Here is a 14,279-nt window from a genome sequence, read left to right on the forward strand (position 1 = left end):
TATGTGCTCTGCACCGAAGCAAGGACTGACGTTGCCCGCCGGCGTCGACCTGGAGAAGGAAACCGTGATCACCGGTCGTGTGGTCGACGGCTCGGGTCAGGCGGTCGGCGGCGCCTTCGTGCGCCTGCTGGACTCCAGCGACGAATTCACCGCTGAGGTCGTCGCCTCGGCCACCGGTGACTTCCGGTTCTTCGCCGCCCCGGGCACCTGGACGCTGCGCGCCCTGTCCCCCGCGGGCAACGGCGATGCCAGCGTGGCCCCGTCCGGCGCGGGCATCCACGAGGTCGACGTCAAGGTCGCCTAGCTAGCACCTGCGCTTCGAACGTGGGCTTGTGTACGAAGATTCGTCCATATTTCGCACACAAGCCCACGTTCGGCTGCTATGGGGCGTCCCCACCCGGGGCGCCGACACCCTCGACTAGGAACTAGACTCAACGCCGTGGTGCTCTTCTTCGAGATTCTGCTCGTCGCGGCCGTCGTGGTCATCACGTGGTTCGCGCTGTACACGCTGTACCGCCTCGTCACCGACGAGTCGTGACCTCCGGCGGCAACATTCCGGCCGAGGCCTCCGTGCCGGAGCCGGGATCCGGTGACCGGGCCGTAGCGGCAGCCGCCGAACGGGCCAAGGCCACCGCCGCCCGTAACATCCCGGCATTCGACGATCTGCCGATGCCTGCCGACACCGCCAATCTGCGGGACGGCGTCGAACTCAACGATGCGCTGCTGGCGCTGTTGCCGTTGGTCGGCGTCTGGCGCGGCGAGGGTGAGGGCCGCGACACCAACGGTGATTACCGTTTCGGTCAGCAGATCGTGGTCTCCCATGACGGCGGCGACTACCTGAACTGGGATTCCCGGTCCTGGCGGTTGACCGAATCGGGTGAGTACGACTCCCCCGGTCTGCGCGAGACCGGCTTCTGGCGTTTCGTGACCGACCCCGACGATCCGGCAGGCCGTGACGAATCCCAGGCCATCGAGCTGTTGCTGGCCCATTCCGCCGGCTACGTCGAGCTGTTCTACGGCAAGCCGCTGACCCAGGCCTCCTGGGAGCTGGTCACCGATGCGCTGGCGCGCAGCAAGTCCGGGCTTCTCGTCGGTGGCGCCAAGCGGCTCTACGGCATTGTCGAAGGCGGCGATCTGGGCTATGTCGAGGAACGCGTGGACGCCGATGGCGGTCTGGTACCGCATCTCTCGGCCCGGCTGTCGAGGATCGTCGGCTGATGCGGCGACCGATCATCGCGGCAGGCCTGCTTGCCGCAGCAGTTGTTCTCGGCGCCTGTTCGTCGGAAGGCCCTCAGCCGGCACCCACCTCGCCGCCCGCCGAGCACGGCAGTTATGCCCATTGCCTGTCCGAGCACGGCGTACCGGCCGCGCCGGGTCCGATGGTGGGCCCGCCGTCCGGGGTCGACGAGCAGACTTGGCAGGACGCCACGGAGGCGTGTTCGACGCTGGCGCCCGGCCCGAGCTGACACCCGCGCCAGCCTTTCCACACCGGGTTCGGGCTGCCCCAGATATGGGGCGGCCCCCGAGCCTTGGTACCTGGTTGGACTGACCGAGGGGCTCGGGGGCCGGGTGGCTGCGGGGAATTCGCCAGCGCGCTGCAGGCAATACCCCGGCGCTGCTAGCGGGCAGCCACCTCACATGTCCATAAGTCACTCAATTTGACGGACCACCTCCTTCCCTGTGTGCCCACGAAGGTACCCCCGTGCGCGCACCCCGACAAGCGATTTATTCGCAGCTCAGCGGCCGCTGGTCAACGCCGTGTCCACCAGGCCGGCGATGTCGGCCGCCAGCGGCGCGTCGGGTAGCCGCTGCCCGTCCAGGGTGTGCACCCTGGCCGCCAGCGTGATGCTCGATACCAGCCAAACCCCTTGGGCGGTAAACAGATCCGCAGGAGTGAGGGCACGGAAGTCGCAGTCGTAGCCCTTGTTGCGCGCCACCTCGAACAGCGCCTGCTGGGTGGTTCCGCGCAGGATCGGATACCAGGGCGGCGGGGTGAGCAGCAGTGGATCGCCCTCGGGCCCCAAGGTGGCGATCACCACGGTCGAGCGCGGCCCCTCCAGCAGATAGCCGTCGGAGCTGACGAAGATGACGTCCCCGGCNCGCGTCCCCGGCTGTACACCAGGCGCAGCACGCCCTCACCGTCGTGGTCGTCGACCCAACGCCGGGCCCCGAGCGCCACCGCCGCACGCCACGCGTCCAGGTCGGGTGCCGGCAGGTCCAGCATCTTGGCGGACTGGGTCAGCCGGGCCAGGTGCGCCTCGAGCAGGCAGGGCCTGCCGTCACGCACCAGTAGCGTCTCGAAAACCCCGTCGCCGCGCACCGCGGCCAGGTCGTCGGCGTGCAGCAGCGGGGCGTCGGGATCGTGGATCTGCCCGTCGAGGGTGACCAGCACGGCTGGTGGGCTTGCCATGGGTGGCCAGCGTAGCGACAAACGTAGAGTTGGCCTATGACCGCACTACCGTCAGCAGTGCCCACGCCCGAGGGCAGCCCCGACTCCGGGGCCGTGTGGCATTACGGTGATCCGCTCGGAGAGCAACGGGCCGCTGCCGATGCCGCGATCGTGGTGGACCGGTCGCACCGCGCGGTGCTGACGCTGACCGGCAAGGACCGTCAGACGTGGCTGCACAGTATCTCCAGCCAGCACGTCAGTGCACTGCCGGAAGGCGCGGTCGCCGAGAACCTCAGCCTGGACCTGCAGGGTCGGGTGGAAGACCACTGGATCCAGACCGATCTCGGTGGCACCACCTACCTGGACACCGAGCCGTGGCGGGGCGAACCGCTGCTGGCCTACCTCCGCAAGATGGTGTTCTGGGCCGATGTCCAGATCGAGCCGGCGGATCTGGCGGTGCTGTCGCTGCTGGGCCCCGGGTTGGCCNGGGGCGCGCCGCAGTGGACCGGTTGCGCGGCGGCGCCCGGTAGGCACCGCCGCTCGCTGGGCTAGCTTTCCTGCCGGAGCGCTTGATAACTGTCCGGCCGGCGGCGCCTGACCCGCTCCGCGACCAGGATGCCCGCGGCGAAGATCGCCACGATGAGCCCGCCGAGCACGACCGCGGTGGTGGTGCTGCCGACCAGCAGCGGGAAGTTGCCGATCACCAGAAGCAGGATCGCGGTGAGTCCGAGGAACGCCAGACCGGGGGCGATCATCGTGTGCCACAGACTCGGCCCGCTCTGCCGGGTCCGGAAGAAGACGATCACCGCCAGGCTGGTCATCGCCATCAGCGCGATCAGACCGAGCGTCGACGCACCCGAGAACCACATGTAGATCTGGGTGATCGGATCCCAGCCGCTGACCGCCACCGCCACCATGGCGGTCAACGAAATCACCGTGAACACGAGCGATGACCGTGACGGCGTGCGGTGCCGGTGGTTGATCTCGGCCAGCGTCGGCGGGAGCAGGCCCTTGGTGGCCAACGTGAACTGATAGCGGGTGATGACGTTGTGGAACGACAGCACGCAGGCGAAGAAGCTGGTGACCAACAGCACCTGGATCACGTCGGTGAGGATCGGCGATACGTAGGAGCTGGCCAGGTTCTGTACCACGCTCTCCGGCTCGGCCGAAGCGACTTCGACGGCGTGATCGACGCCCAGGCCCTCGACCACCACCCAGGCGGCCAGGGCGTAGAACAGGCCGATGAAGACCACCGCCGTGTACGTCGCCCGCGGAATGGTTCGGTCGGGGTCCTTGGCCTCGTTGCGGAACACCGCGGTGGCCTCGAACCCGATGAAACAGAAGAACGCGAACATCAGTCCGAGACTCGGTGCACCGGTGGCGAATTCGGACGGCGACAACGGAGCCAGGCTCAGCCCGCCGGCGCCGCCGGCGCTGATGACGCCGACGTCGACCACCACCACGGCCAGCGTCTCGGCGATCAGCAACACGCCCAGCACCTTCGAGCTCAGCTCGATGTCGCGGTAGCCGAGGAGTCCCACCAGCGACACCCAGCCGATCGCACTGGCCCACCACGGAATTCCGATGTGCACCTCGGACAACAACGTCGAGGTGGCCACGCCGAGGTAGGTGTAGAGCCCGATCAGCATCACCCCGTAGGACCCCAGCGCCAATGCCGCTGCGCCTACACCGATGTGGCGTCCCAGCCCGCGCTGAATGTAGGAGTAGAACGCGCCGGCGTTCGGTACGTACTTGCTCATCGCGGTGAAGCCGACCGAGAACAGCGCCAGGATGCCCATGGCGATCAGGAAGAACTGTGGTGCGGCCGCGCTGCCGCTGACCGAGATGATGATCGGCACGCTCGCGGTGACGACGGCCAGCGGCGCGGCCGCGGCCACCACCATGAACACGATCGATCCCACGCCCAGCCCGCGCTGCAGCATGGCGTGGGCCTCGGGCGCGGTCTGCGCGGTCATCGCGGGTTCGGATTGCTGACTGTTGATCATTGGTTTTCGGCTTTCTGACGACATTGTCGGATGGATGGTCAGTCGGTGAGCACGCCCCGCAACACGATGCTTTTGACTTGGGTGAATTCATCGAGCGTGTAGCCGAGCCCCTCACGTCCGATCCCGCTTTTCTTGTAGCCGCCGAACGCGGCCACATCCGGGCGGTAGGTATTGCCGCCGTTGACCGAGACGATGCCGGCTTTGATGCGTCGCCCGGCCCGGATGGCCTGGGTGATGTCATTGGTGAAAACGGCGGCGTTGAGGCCGAACTGGGAGGCGTTGGCGATGTCGATGGCCTCGTCGAGGTCGTCGACGGCGAGCACCGAGAACACCGGCCCGAAGATCTCTTCGTCGGTGGCGATACCGATGCTCGTGTCGATCTCCAACAGGGTGGGGTCGACGAAGGCACCGCGCCGGGTGCCACCGACCAGCAACCGCGCGCCCTGCTCGACTGCCGCATGGATCTGTGTTTCGACGGTCCGGGCCGCCTCGACGCTGATCAGCGGCCCGACGTCGGTGGCTTCGCAGCGCTGGTCACCGATCCGGAGCGCCCCGACGCGATCACGCAGGCGTTCCACGAATTCCTGGTATCGCGACCTGACCACCATGATGCGTTTGGTGGCCACGCACACCTGCCCGTTGGCGTAGGTGCGCCCCGCGATCGCGTGCTCGACTGCGGCGTCCAGGTCGGCATCCTCGCAGACGATGAACGCGTCATTCCCGCTGAGCTCGAGGAAGACCCGCACGATGTTGCGGCCCGCGTTGGCCGCGATGACGGCGCCGACCGCGGTGCTGCCGGTGAACGTGACCGCGGCGATATCGGGACTGCCGCACAGGTGCTCTCCGACGATGTGGCCGTATCCGGTGACCAATTGCAGTGCGGCACCGGGGACTCCGGCCCGATGCAGGATCTCGGTGAGCATGATCGTCACGATCGGATCGTCCTCCGGCGGTTTGACGATCATCGCGTTGCCCGCGGCGAGCGCGGCACCGACCTTGTGGGCGTACAGCTCGGCCGGGAAATTGAACGGAACGATGCCCACCATGACCCCGAGCGGCTCCCGCACCGTCAGCATCAAATCGGACTCAAGCCCGTCCTGGATGTCCAGTGGGATGGTCTGCCCGAACAGGCGCAGCGACTCCTCGGCGAAACCGTCGAAGATGCGTGCGGTGGTGTCGATCTCCATCCTGGCGTGAGCTATGGTCTTGCCGTTCTCGGCCGACAGCGTGCGGCTCAGTTCCTCACGGTCGGCCCGGATCTGGGCCGCCGCCGCCCTGAGGATCGCTGCGCGACGGAAAGCCGGTGTCGCCGCCCATATTTCAGCTCCACCGGGCGCGGCATCGAGCGCCTCCTGCGCATCCTCGACAGTGCCCGCGGGGACGGTGCCGATGAGATGGCCGTCGAACTTGTCGCGGATCTCGATGATCGCGCCATCGGCGCTGTCACGCGCCCGGCCACCGATCGACATCCGGTGTTTGACGAGTAGTTCCATCGGTGCGGTCATCGTCGAATTCCTCTCGGGGCGAGTGCCGGGCGGCCCGTGGTGTGGCGCCGTGACGTGGAGTGCCGCCGGCCGCGTCGGCAGGACGACGCGCCTATGATGCAGAACACATTCGCGGCCGCGAGAGGATTCCGAACGTCGTGCGCATTGCGGTCCGGATATTGCGATGTTTTTCGAAGCAACCTCGACGTACGCCGCTGTGCACCGAAGCTTGTTCGGTATTTACCGGATCGGCCGGCGCATCTCCTCGTACCCGCTGACATATTCCATGTTCTGCACACCGATGTAGTGGTCGAACACGATGCTGGTCGTGGTGGCGGCCACCGGACCGGAACTGAGCTTGGTGGCGACGAAGTCGCGCAGCTGGCTGGTCGAGGTGCAGGCCACGTGGATCAGGAAGTCGTCGGGGCCGCCCATGTGAAACACGTTGAGCACCTGGGGAAACCGGATCACCCGACTGGCGTAACTCTTCACCTGGTCACGGGCGGGCGCGGGTAACCGGACGAACACGATGGCCTGGACCGGGAACCCGAGCGCCTCGTAGTTCACGAAGGCGTTGATCGACCGGATCACGCCGAGTTGCTCGAGCCGTTTGATGCGGGCGTGGCAGGTGGACGGCGCGATGCCCGCCTTGCGCGACAACTCGTTGTTCGACATCCGGCCGTTCGTGGTCAGCTCCCAGAGCAACAGCTCGTCGATCTCGTCGGTCTTGACCTCTCGGCCCCGCTCGTCCTCATACCGCTGCATTGCAACCTCCTCGTCGAACAGCCTGAATCCGCAGCGGCCGGACCCGCATTCCGGCTGCACATCCTTCGGAGCAACACGGACAATACGGCCCGTCGACGAAAAAAGAGTGTTGTTTGCCCTAGTTTCCGAACAAACTTCAGCTCCTGGGCCCAACTTGCGAAGAATCTCCCACCATAGCGTGAGGCCGACCACAGCCGGCACTGCGATAAGCGCCATAGCCGTTGCGCCACATCACCATTGGCGCACCCCGGTCGGCACATCCACCGAGTGCAAGGGAGCAGAAGATGATTCCACCGACGGGCACACCCGAACGCGCGGCCGCGCTGGAACGGCTCACCGACCGGGCGAAGTTCATCCGGCTCGAGACGGTGCGGTTGTCCCGGATCGCCGGAGCGGGCCATTACACATCGTCCTTCTCGGCCGCCGAACTGTTCGCGGCACTGTACTACTCGGTGCTGAAATACCGCCCGGAAGAACCAAAATGGGCCGACCGCGACCGGTTCGTGCTCAGCAAGGGCCACGCCGCCATCGGCCTGTACCCGGTGCTGGCCGACGTGGGTTTCTTCGCCCCGTCCGAGCTCGACAATTACACGCGGTTGGGCAGCCCGTTCGGCGACCATCCCGACATGAAGAAGATCCCCGGCATCGATTTCAGCTCGGGCTCACTGGGTCACGGTCTGTCGATCGCCGTCGGCATGGCCTTCGCCGGCCGCGTCGGTGATCACCCGTTCCGCACGTTCTGCATGCTGGGTGACGGGGAGCTGCACGAGGGACAGATCTGGGAGGCGGCCAACGCCGCCGGGCACTATCGCCTCGGCCGGCTGGTCACCATCGTCGACCGGAACAGACTGTGCATCGACGGTTTCACCGACGACGTGATGAGTGTCGAGCCGATCGAAGACCGTTTCGCCGCCTTCGGCTGGCAGACCCACCGGGTCGACGGCCACGACGTCGACGCACTGCTGGAGCTTTTCGGCGGCCTGGCCGATACACCCGACGGACCACCACAGCTCATCGTGGCCGACACGGTCAAGGGCCGCGGCGTGAAGCTCATGGAATACAACCCCGATTGGCATGTCGGCAACCTCGTCGGCGCCGACTTCGACGACGTGATCGCGGAACTGCAGGCCGGCCTGCGTCCGCTGGAGGCAGCGAAATGACCGAAACCCAAGACCAGGCAGAGATCTTCGGCGGCGGCTCGACCGAGCTACGGGACAAGCGCTCGTTCGACGGCAGCGACGTCAGCACCATCCCCGCGTTCGTGTTCGGCGAGGAACTGGCCGACCTGGCCGACAACGATCCGCGCGTCGTCGTGCTGACCGCCGATCTGGCCAGCGCCAACCGGGCGACCGATTTCGCGGGGCGCCACCCGGACCGGTTCTTCAACATGGGCATCGCCGAGAAGGGCATGATCACCTCCGCGGCCGGCATGGCCTCGTGCGGATACATACCGTTCGCCGCCACATTCGCGTCGTTCTCCGCACTGTTGTGCGCCGAGCAGATCCGCACCGACTGCGCTTATCCGCGGATGCCAGTGCGGATCGTCGGGCACCACTCCGGGATGTCCATGGGGTTCTACGGCACCAGCCACCATGCGCTGGAAGACATCGGCGTGCTGCGCACGTTCGCCGAGCTGACGGTGGTCTGCGCGACCGATGCCAACCATCTGCGCGCGGTCCTGCGGGCATCCGTCGACCACCCGGGAGCGATGTATATCCGGTTGGGTCGCGGACGCGACCCCGAGGTCTATCCGACGGTCCCCGAACTGACCTTCGGCAAGGCCATCCGGCTGCGCGAGGGCGTCGATCTCACGATCATCGCCACCGGCAGCGAAGTTCACCCGGCGCTTGAGGCCGCGGCCATCCTGGCCGACGAGGGTGTCAGCGCACGCGTCGTCGACATGCACACCGTCGCGCCGCTCGATGTCGACGAGGTCCTGGCCGCGGCGCGGGACACCGGCGCCATTCTCACCGTCGAGGAACACAACGTCACCAACGGTCTGGGGACCGCGGTCGCCGAAGCGCTGCTGCTGAGTGGCGCGGCCGGGGTGCGGCTCGCCAAACACGGTGTGCCCGACGAGTACATCCCGGTCGGCCCTCCGGCGGCGCTCTACGCGAAGTACCGGCTGGACGCCCCCGGCGTCGCGGCGGTGGCCAGGGAGCTGCTGCGATGATCGACCACAACGACTCCGCGCTGACCAAACGGGCCGAGCTCGTCGTCCCCGGCGGCATGTACGGGCACATGAATGTGCGGTCGTTCTCCGCGACCCTGCCGCAGTACATGGCGTCCGGTGACGGCTGCCGGATCACCGACACCGATGGCAACACCTACCTGGACTTCATGTGCGGGTGGGGTCCTGTCGTCCTCGGTCATCGCAACCCCGCTGTGCAACAGGCAGTTTCGGATCAGATCTCGAGAGGTGACTGCCTCAACGGGGCAGCTCCGACGATGGTCGAACTCGCCGAGCTGCTCGTCGACACCGTCGCACACGCCGACTGGGCGCTGCTGGCCAAGAACGGTACCGACGCCACCACCACCTGCGTCACCATCGCGCGCGCCGCGACCGGTCGGCGCAAGGTGCTGATCGCCAACGGCGCGTATCACGGTGCCGTGCCGTGGTGCACCCCGGTCACCGCCGGGGTGACGCCGGAGGACCGAGCCCACCTCGACTACTTCGAGTACAACGACCTCGGCTCGGTTCGGGCCGCCGCCGAGCGGGCCGGCGCCGATCTGGCCGCGGTGATCGTCTGCCCGTTCCGCCACGATGTGCATCGCGATCAAGAGCTCGCCGACCCCGGGTTCGCCCGCGGGTTGCGCGAGCTGTGCGACCGCACCGGTGCCGCACTCATTCTCGACGACGTCCGCTGCGGCTTCCGCCTGGACCTGGCCGGCAGCTGGGAGCCGTTGGGGGTTCGCCCCGATCTGTCCGCCTGGTCCAAGGCCATCGCGAACGGCTACGCGCTGGCGGCGGTGACCGGCACCGATGCCCTCCGCACCGCGGCCCGCGAGATCTACGCCACGGGATCGTTCTGGTTCTCGGCGGTGTCGATGGCCGCTGCGATCGCCACCATCCGAGAATTGCGCGACACCGACGCGATGGAGCGCATGCGCGCCTCCGGGCAACGGCTGCGCGACGGATTGGCCGCCCAGGCCCGCGCGCACGGATTCGAGGTGGTGCAGACAGGTCCGGTACAGATGCCGCTGCTGCGGTTCGCCGGGGACGACGATTTCAGCCAGACCCGGCGGTGGTGTGACGAAGTCGGCGCCCGCGGCGTCTACCTGCACCCTTACCACAACTGGTTCCTCAACGCGGCACACACCACGGCCGACATCGACGATGCCCTCGAGCGCACCGACGATGCCTTCGCCGCATTGGCCCGGCGATGAAGATCGTCGGCGCGGTCCTCGAAAAGTCAGGCCGGCCCCGGCCATACGCGAGATCGCGGCCGATCACCGTCGGCGAGGTGGAGCTGGCGGATCCCGGCCCGACGGAGTTGCTGGTCAAGATCGAAGCGGCCGGGGTCTGCCATTCGGACCTCAGCGTGGTCGACGGGAACCGGCCCCGCCCCACCCCGATGCTGTTGGGGCACGAGGCCGCAGGTGTCGTGATCGGCGCCGGTACTGCCGTCGACGACATCGGCCCCGGGCAGCGAGTGGTGATGTCCTTCCTCCCCCGCTGCGGTCGGTGCCACGAATGCGGTCAGGGCGGCAGGCTGCCGTGTTCGGCCGGGTCGGCGGCGAACACCGCGGGCACCCTCCTGGGCGGCCGTCGGCTGACCCGGGCCGGGCGCCCGGTGCACCACCATCTCGGAGTGTCCGGTTTCGCCACGTACGCCGTGGTGGACCGGGCTTCCGCCGTGCCCGTCGGCCCGGATATCCCGGCCGAGGTGGCCGCAGTGCTGGGCTGCGCGGTGCTCACCGGGGGCGGTGCGGTGCTCAACGTCGCCAAACCCGCGCCGACCGACAGCCTGATGGTGGTCGGGCTGGGCGGGGTCGGCATGGCCGCCGTCATCACCGCTCGGGCACTGCAGGTCAGCCGCGTCATCGCGGTGGACACGGAAGAGAGCAAGCTCGGCCAGGCCGCCGCGCTGGGCGCAACCGAGACCTACAGCCCGGCTCAGCTCGCCGAACTCGGCATCAAAGCCCGTCACGTCATCGACTGCGCCGGCCATCCCCGGGCCTTCGAGACCGCCTTCGGGGCGACCCAGCCGGGCGGCAACACGATCACGGTGGGCCTGCCCGCGGCCACCGCGCTGGCCGCGGTCTCTCCGCTGACCATCACAGCCGAGGCCAGAACGGTGGTCGGCAGCTATCTGGGTTCGGCCATCCCGGCCCGCGACATCCCCCGGTACGCACAGTTGTGGCGGGAGGGGAAGCTACCGGTGGACAGGCTCATATCCAGCAGGATCAGGCTCGATCAGATCAACGAGGCGATGGATCGGCTGGCCGATGGCCGGGCCATCCGCCAGGTCATCCTGTTCGACGAGGCGTGAACTGTTCGATTCGGCGTGTTCCGGACCACCGTGAGGCAGGGCCTGACAGCACTTCGCGGGCGGGCACGGTAAAGTGTTGGCAGGACAATAAAGACACACAGATCGGAGCCGCCTAGCAATTGGGCCGCTCCGTTATTGCGCGAGGGGGTCCCCCCATGGGCCGCGGCCGGGCGAAGGCAAAGCAGACCAAGGTGGCACGTGAGTTGAAGTACAGCTCACCGAACACCGACTTCAGTCAGCTCCAACGTGAGCTGTCGGGATCTCCCGATTCCGGCGACGTCAATGACGACGCCGATGAGTGGTCGGGTGAGGATGACTGGCGGCGCTGAGCCGCCGGCACTCCGTCCCACAACTTAGACGCAGGTCGCGCTGGTTGCGCAAGTCGCTCACCAGCGCGACCTTGTCTAATTGTCTAGAACCGCGGATGCTGTCCGACCAGCTGGGCGCGCACACTGTCCTTGCCGCCCTTCTTGACGGTTCCCAGCGTCCAGCAGTCCAGATGCCGTGCGGTCAGGATGGCCAACGCGCGGTCGGTGTCCTCCGGGGCCACGACCGCGACCATCCCGACGCCCATGTTGAACGTCTTCTCCATCTCGGCACGCTCGATGCGTCCGCGCTGGGCGATCATCTGGAACACCGGTGCCGGCGTCCACGTGCCGCGATCCAGCTCTGCGGTCAGGCCGTGCGGCACCACCCGCTCCAGGTTGCCCGCCAACCCGCCTCCGGTGACGTGGCAGAAGGTGCGGACCTGGGTCTCGGCGGCCAGCGCCAGGCAGTCCTTGGCATAGATGCGGGTCGGCTCGAGCAGCTCCTCGCCGAGCGTGCGGCCGAACTCCTCGACGTGGCCGGCCAGGTTCATCCGGTCGATCTCCAGCAACACCTTGCGGGCCAGTGAATAGCCGTTGGAGTGCAGGCCGCTGGAACGCATGGCGATGATCACGTCGCCGGGCCGCACGCGGTCGGGGCCCAGCACGTCGTCGGCCTCGACGATGCCGACACCGGTCGCCGAGATGTCGTAATGGTCGGGTTCCATCAGGCCGGGGTGTTCGGCCGTCTCGCCGCCCAGCAACGCGCAGCCGGCCTGGACACAGCCCTCGGCGATACCGGACACGATCGCGCTGACCCGCTCCGGCACGGTCCGGCCGACGGCGATGTAGTCCTGCAGGAACAGCGGCTCGGCGCCGCACACCACGAGGTCGTCGACCACCATCGCGACCAGGTCCAGCCCGACGGTGTCGTGCTTGTCCATGGCCTGCGCCACGGCGAGCTTGGTGCCCACCCCGTCGGTCGAGGAGGCCAGCACCGGCTCGCGGTATCCGCCACGTAAGGCGAACAGGCCGGCAAAGCCACCCAGGCCGCCGCGCACCTCGGGACGGGTGGCCTTGGCGGCGAGCGGTTTGAAGAGTTCTACAGCGCGGTCACCGGCCTCGATGTCCACTCCGGCCGATGCGTAGGAAATGCTGCTGTGTTCGGCGATGCCGTGCTGTTCGGCGCCCTTAGTCATCGCAAGCAAGGCTACCGCCCCGCTGTTGCGGGGGTACAGCGCAGGAGGCGTTAAGGACGTCTCAAGGCCGACGCGTTGTCGTTGTCGGCCTGCAGCGGCCCGCCGGTGCGGGCGGGGACGATCTCGCTCCTCGCGTGCGCAGAAGCCAGCATGTGCTCGACGACGTTCTTGCCCAGCGCGGTCTCACCCGGCAGCTCGATCGGGTAATTGCCGTCGAAGCAGGCCGAGCACAGCCGGGTCGGGGGCTGTTCGGTGGCCGCGATCATGCCCTGCTGGGAGATGTAGCCCAGGCTGTCGGCGCCGATGGCGTGCCGCACGGCCTCCAGCATCTCGCCCTCGTGCTCGGCGGACGCCGCGTTGGCGATCAGCTCGGCCGGGGTGGCGAAGTCGATGCCGTAGAAGCAGGGCCAGCGCACCGGCGGCGAGGCGATCCGGACGTGGACCTCCAGGGCCCCGGCCTCCCGCAGCATCCGGACCAGGGCCCGCTGGGTGTTGCCGCGCACGATCGAGTCGTCGACGACGATCAGCCGCTTGCCCCGGATGACTTCACGCAACGGGTTGAGCTTGAGACGGATGCCCAGCTGCCGAATGGTCTGTGAGGGCTGGATGAAGGTGCGGCCCACGTAGGCGTTCTTCATCAGGCCCTGGCCGAACGGGATGCCCGATTCCTGGGCGTAGCCGACCGCAGCCGGCGTTCCGGATTCGGGAACACCGATCACCAGGTCGGCGTCGACGGGATGCTCGCGGGCCAGACGCCGGCCGATGTCGACGCGGGTGGCGTGCACCGAGCGGCCGACCAGCGTGCTGTCGGGGCGGGCCAGGTAGACGTACTCGAAGACACAGCCCTTGGGTTCGGGGTTGGCGAACCGGGTGGAGCGCACCCCATCGGCGTCGATGGCGAGCAGTTCGCCGGGTTCGATGTCGCGGACGAACGAGGCGCCGACGATGTCGAGGGCGGCGGTCTCGGAGGCCACCACCCAGCCGCGGTCGAGCCGGCCGAGCGCCAGCGGACGCACACCGTGCGGGTCGCGCGCGGCATAGAGGGTGTTCTCGTCCATGAAGGTCAGGCAGAAGGCGCCGCGCACCGTCGGCAGCAGCTCGAGGGCGGCCTGCTCGAGGGTGGCGTCGGCGGCGCCGTGGGCCAGCAGCGCGCCCAGGATGTCGGAATCGGTGGTGGCGGTCGGGGCGCCCTTCATGTCGATCAGCCCGGCTTCCCTGGCGCGGGCCGCCAGCTCGGCGGTGTTGACCAGGTTGCCGTTGTGGCCGAGCGCGACGCCGGTCCCGGCGGCGGTGTTGCGGAACACCGGCTGGGCGTTCTCCCAGGTGGTGGAGCCGGTGGTGGAGTAGCGGCAGTGGCCGACGGCGACGTGGCCCGGCATGGCGGCCAGGGTCTGCTCGTCGAACACCTGGCTGACCAACCCGAGGTCCTTGAACACCAGGATCTGTGACCCGTCGGACACCGCGATGCCCGCGGCTTCCTGCCCACGGTGCTGCAGCGCGTACAGGCCGTAGTAGGTGAGCTTGGCGACGTCTTCACCCGGGGCCCAGACCCCGAATACGCCGCACTCCTCGCGCGGCTCGTTCTCGTCGATCTGGTGATCAGTCACGATAAGGCTGCTCCCGGGGCGGCGGTTGGTG

The 14,279-nt window shown here is 67.9% G+C and carries 13 protein-coding genes and 2 pseudogenes; 9 read left to right on the forward strand and 6 right to left on the reverse strand.

The window, feature by feature from the left end:
• The first annotated feature begins 1 nt into the window (after window position 1).
• The 3 genes from BN4332_RS16340 to BN4332_RS16355 all read left to right on the forward strand — a co-directional run bounded on the left by BN4332_RS16340 (window position 2) and on the right by BN4332_RS16355 (window position 1,466).
• Window positions 2–304: a DUF1416 domain-containing protein gene (locus BN4332_RS16340; RefSeq protein ID WP_029110402.1), complete on the forward strand. Its 303-nt coding sequence runs from the start codon at window positions 2–4 to the stop codon at window positions 302–304.
• Between the two features lie 230 nt (window positions 305–534).
• Window positions 535–1,218, forward strand: a complete 684-nt coding sequence (locus tag BN4332_RS16350; RefSeq protein ID WP_200820308.1) for a heme-binding beta-barrel domain-containing protein — start codon at window positions 535–537, stop codon at window positions 1,216–1,218.
• Entirely contained in the window at window positions 1,218–1,466 is a 249-nt protein-coding gene (locus BN4332_RS16355) for a hypothetical protein (protein WP_074133092.1), read from the forward strand. Before BN4332_RS16350 ends, BN4332_RS16355 begins: the two co-directional genes overlap by 1 nt.
• 270 nt (window positions 1,467–1,736) lie before the next feature.
• On the opposite strand, the pseudogene BN4332_RS16360 reads toward BN4332_RS16355, so the two are convergent.
• A pseudogene (locus BN4332_RS16360) lies at window positions 1,737–2,410 on the reverse strand (aminotransferase class IV).
• Window positions 2,411–2,446: 36 nt separating this feature from the next.
• Here BN4332_RS16360 and BN4332_RS16365 point away from each other — a divergent pair.
• A pseudogene (locus tag BN4332_RS16365) lies at window positions 2,447–2,884 on the forward strand (YgfZ/GcvT domain-containing protein); the annotation flags it as partial.
• Window positions 2,885–2,937: 53 nt separating this feature from the next.
• Here BN4332_RS16365 and BN4332_RS16370 read toward each other — a convergent pair.
• From BN4332_RS16370 to BN4332_RS16380, 3 genes are all read right to left on the reverse strand, one after another.
• The gene (locus BN4332_RS16370) at window positions 2,938–4,395 is read right to left on the reverse strand and encodes an APC family permease (protein ID WP_066899678.1); all 1,458 of its coding nucleotides are present in this window, start codon (window positions 4,393–4,395) and stop codon (window positions 2,938–2,940) included.
• A gap of 38 nt (window positions 4,396–4,433) precedes the next feature.
• Window positions 4,434–5,900, reverse strand: coding sequence for an aldehyde dehydrogenase family protein (locus BN4332_RS16375; protein WP_066899680.1), 1,467 nt, complete (start codon window positions 5,898–5,900; stop codon window positions 4,434–4,436).
• 219 nt (window positions 5,901–6,119) lie between these two features.
• Window positions 6,120–6,644: an Lrp/AsnC family transcriptional regulator gene (locus BN4332_RS16380; RefSeq protein ID WP_066899824.1), complete on the reverse strand. Its 525-nt coding sequence runs from the start codon at window positions 6,642–6,644 to the stop codon at window positions 6,120–6,122.
• Window positions 6,645–6,928: 284 nt separating this feature from the next.
• On the opposite strand from BN4332_RS16380, the gene BN4332_RS16385 reads away from it, so the two are divergent.
• The 5 genes from BN4332_RS16385 to BN4332_RS16405 all read left to right on the forward strand — a co-directional run bounded on the left by BN4332_RS16385 (window position 6,929) and on the right by BN4332_RS16405 (window position 11,466).
• A complete protein-coding gene (locus BN4332_RS16385) occupies window positions 6,929–7,804 on the forward strand; it encodes a transketolase (RefSeq protein ID WP_066899683.1) in 876 nt (291 codons plus the stop codon).
• Window positions 7,801–8,817, forward strand: coding sequence for a transketolase family protein (locus tag BN4332_RS16390; RefSeq protein WP_066899685.1), 1,017 nt, complete (start codon window positions 7,801–7,803; stop codon window positions 8,815–8,817). The genes BN4332_RS16385 and BN4332_RS16390 overlap by 4 nt, the downstream gene beginning before the upstream one ends.
• The gene (locus tag BN4332_RS16395; protein ID WP_066899686.1) at window positions 8,814–10,031 is read left to right on the forward strand and encodes an aminotransferase class III-fold pyridoxal phosphate-dependent enzyme; all 1,218 of its coding nucleotides are present in this window, start codon (window positions 8,814–8,816) and stop codon (window positions 10,029–10,031) included. Before BN4332_RS16390 ends, BN4332_RS16395 begins: the two co-directional genes overlap by 4 nt.
• The gene (locus tag BN4332_RS16400) at window positions 10,028–11,137 is read left to right on the forward strand and encodes an alcohol dehydrogenase catalytic domain-containing protein (RefSeq protein WP_066899688.1); all 1,110 of its coding nucleotides are present in this window, start codon (window positions 10,028–10,030) and stop codon (window positions 11,135–11,137) included. Before BN4332_RS16395 ends, BN4332_RS16400 begins: the two co-directional genes overlap by 4 nt.
• 155 nt (window positions 11,138–11,292) lie before the next feature.
• Window positions 11,293–11,466, forward strand: a complete 174-nt coding sequence (locus BN4332_RS16405; protein WP_019342977.1) for a DUF3073 domain-containing protein — start codon at window positions 11,293–11,295, stop codon at window positions 11,464–11,466.
• Window positions 11,467–11,549: 83 nt separating this feature from the next.
• On the opposite strand, the gene purM is transcribed toward BN4332_RS16405, so the two are convergent.
• Window positions 11,550–12,641, reverse strand: coding sequence for a phosphoribosylformylglycinamidine cyclo-ligase (gene purM / locus BN4332_RS16410; RefSeq protein ID WP_066899692.1), 1,092 nt, complete (start codon window positions 12,639–12,641; stop codon window positions 11,550–11,552).
• 50 nt (window positions 12,642–12,691) lie between these two features.
• The gene (gene purF, locus BN4332_RS16415; protein ID WP_066899694.1) at window positions 12,692–14,248 is read right to left on the reverse strand and encodes an amidophosphoribosyltransferase; all 1,557 of its coding nucleotides are present in this window, start codon (window positions 14,246–14,248) and stop codon (window positions 12,692–12,694) included.
• Between the last annotated feature and the right edge of the window lie 31 nt (window positions 14,249–14,279).

The organism is Mycolicibacterium houstonense (assembly GCF_900078665.2).
GTDB classification, from domain to species: Bacteria; Actinomycetota; Actinomycetes; order Mycobacteriales; family Mycobacteriaceae; genus Mycobacterium; species Mycobacterium houstonense.

Coding starts and splice junctions, on each gene's coding strand:
- BN4332_RS16405 (WP_019342977.1), top strand. CDS start 11,293: ATGGGCCGCGGCCGGGCGAAGGCAAAGCAGACCAAGGTGGCACGTGAG.
- BN4332_RS16395 (WP_066899686.1), top strand. CDS start 8,814: ATGATCGACCACAACGACTCCGCGCTGACCAAACGGGCCGAGCTCGTC.
- BN4332_RS16390 (WP_066899685.1), top strand. CDS start 7,801: ATGACCGAAACCCAAGACCAGGCAGAGATCTTCGGCGGCGGCTCGACC.
- BN4332_RS16400 (WP_066899688.1), top strand. CDS start 10,028: ATGAAGATCGTCGGCGCGGTCCTCGAAAAGTCAGGCCGGCCCCGGCCA.
- BN4332_RS16340 (WP_029110402.1), top strand. CDS start 2: ATGTGCTCTGCACCGAAGCAAGGACTGACGTTGCCCGCCGGCGTCGAC.
- BN4332_RS16380 (WP_066899824.1), bottom strand. CDS start 6,644: ATGCAGCGGTATGAGGACGAGCGGGGCCGAGAGGTCAAGACCGACGAG.
- BN4332_RS16385 (WP_066899683.1), top strand. CDS start 6,929: ATGATTCCACCGACGGGCACACCCGAACGCGCGGCCGCGCTGGAACGG.
- purM (WP_066899692.1), bottom strand. CDS start 12,641: ATGACTAAGGGCGCCGAACAGCACGGCATCGCCGAACACAGCAGCATT.
- BN4332_RS16375 (WP_066899680.1), bottom strand. CDS start 5,900: ATGACCGCACCGATGGAACTACTCGTCAAACACCGGATGTCGATCGGT.
- BN4332_RS16370 (WP_066899678.1), bottom strand. CDS start 4,395: ATGATCAACAGTCAGCAATCCGAACCCGCGATGACCGCGCAGACCGCG.
- BN4332_RS16355 (WP_074133092.1), top strand. CDS start 1,218: ATGCGGCGACCGATCATCGCGGCAGGCCTGCTTGCCGCAGCAGTTGTT.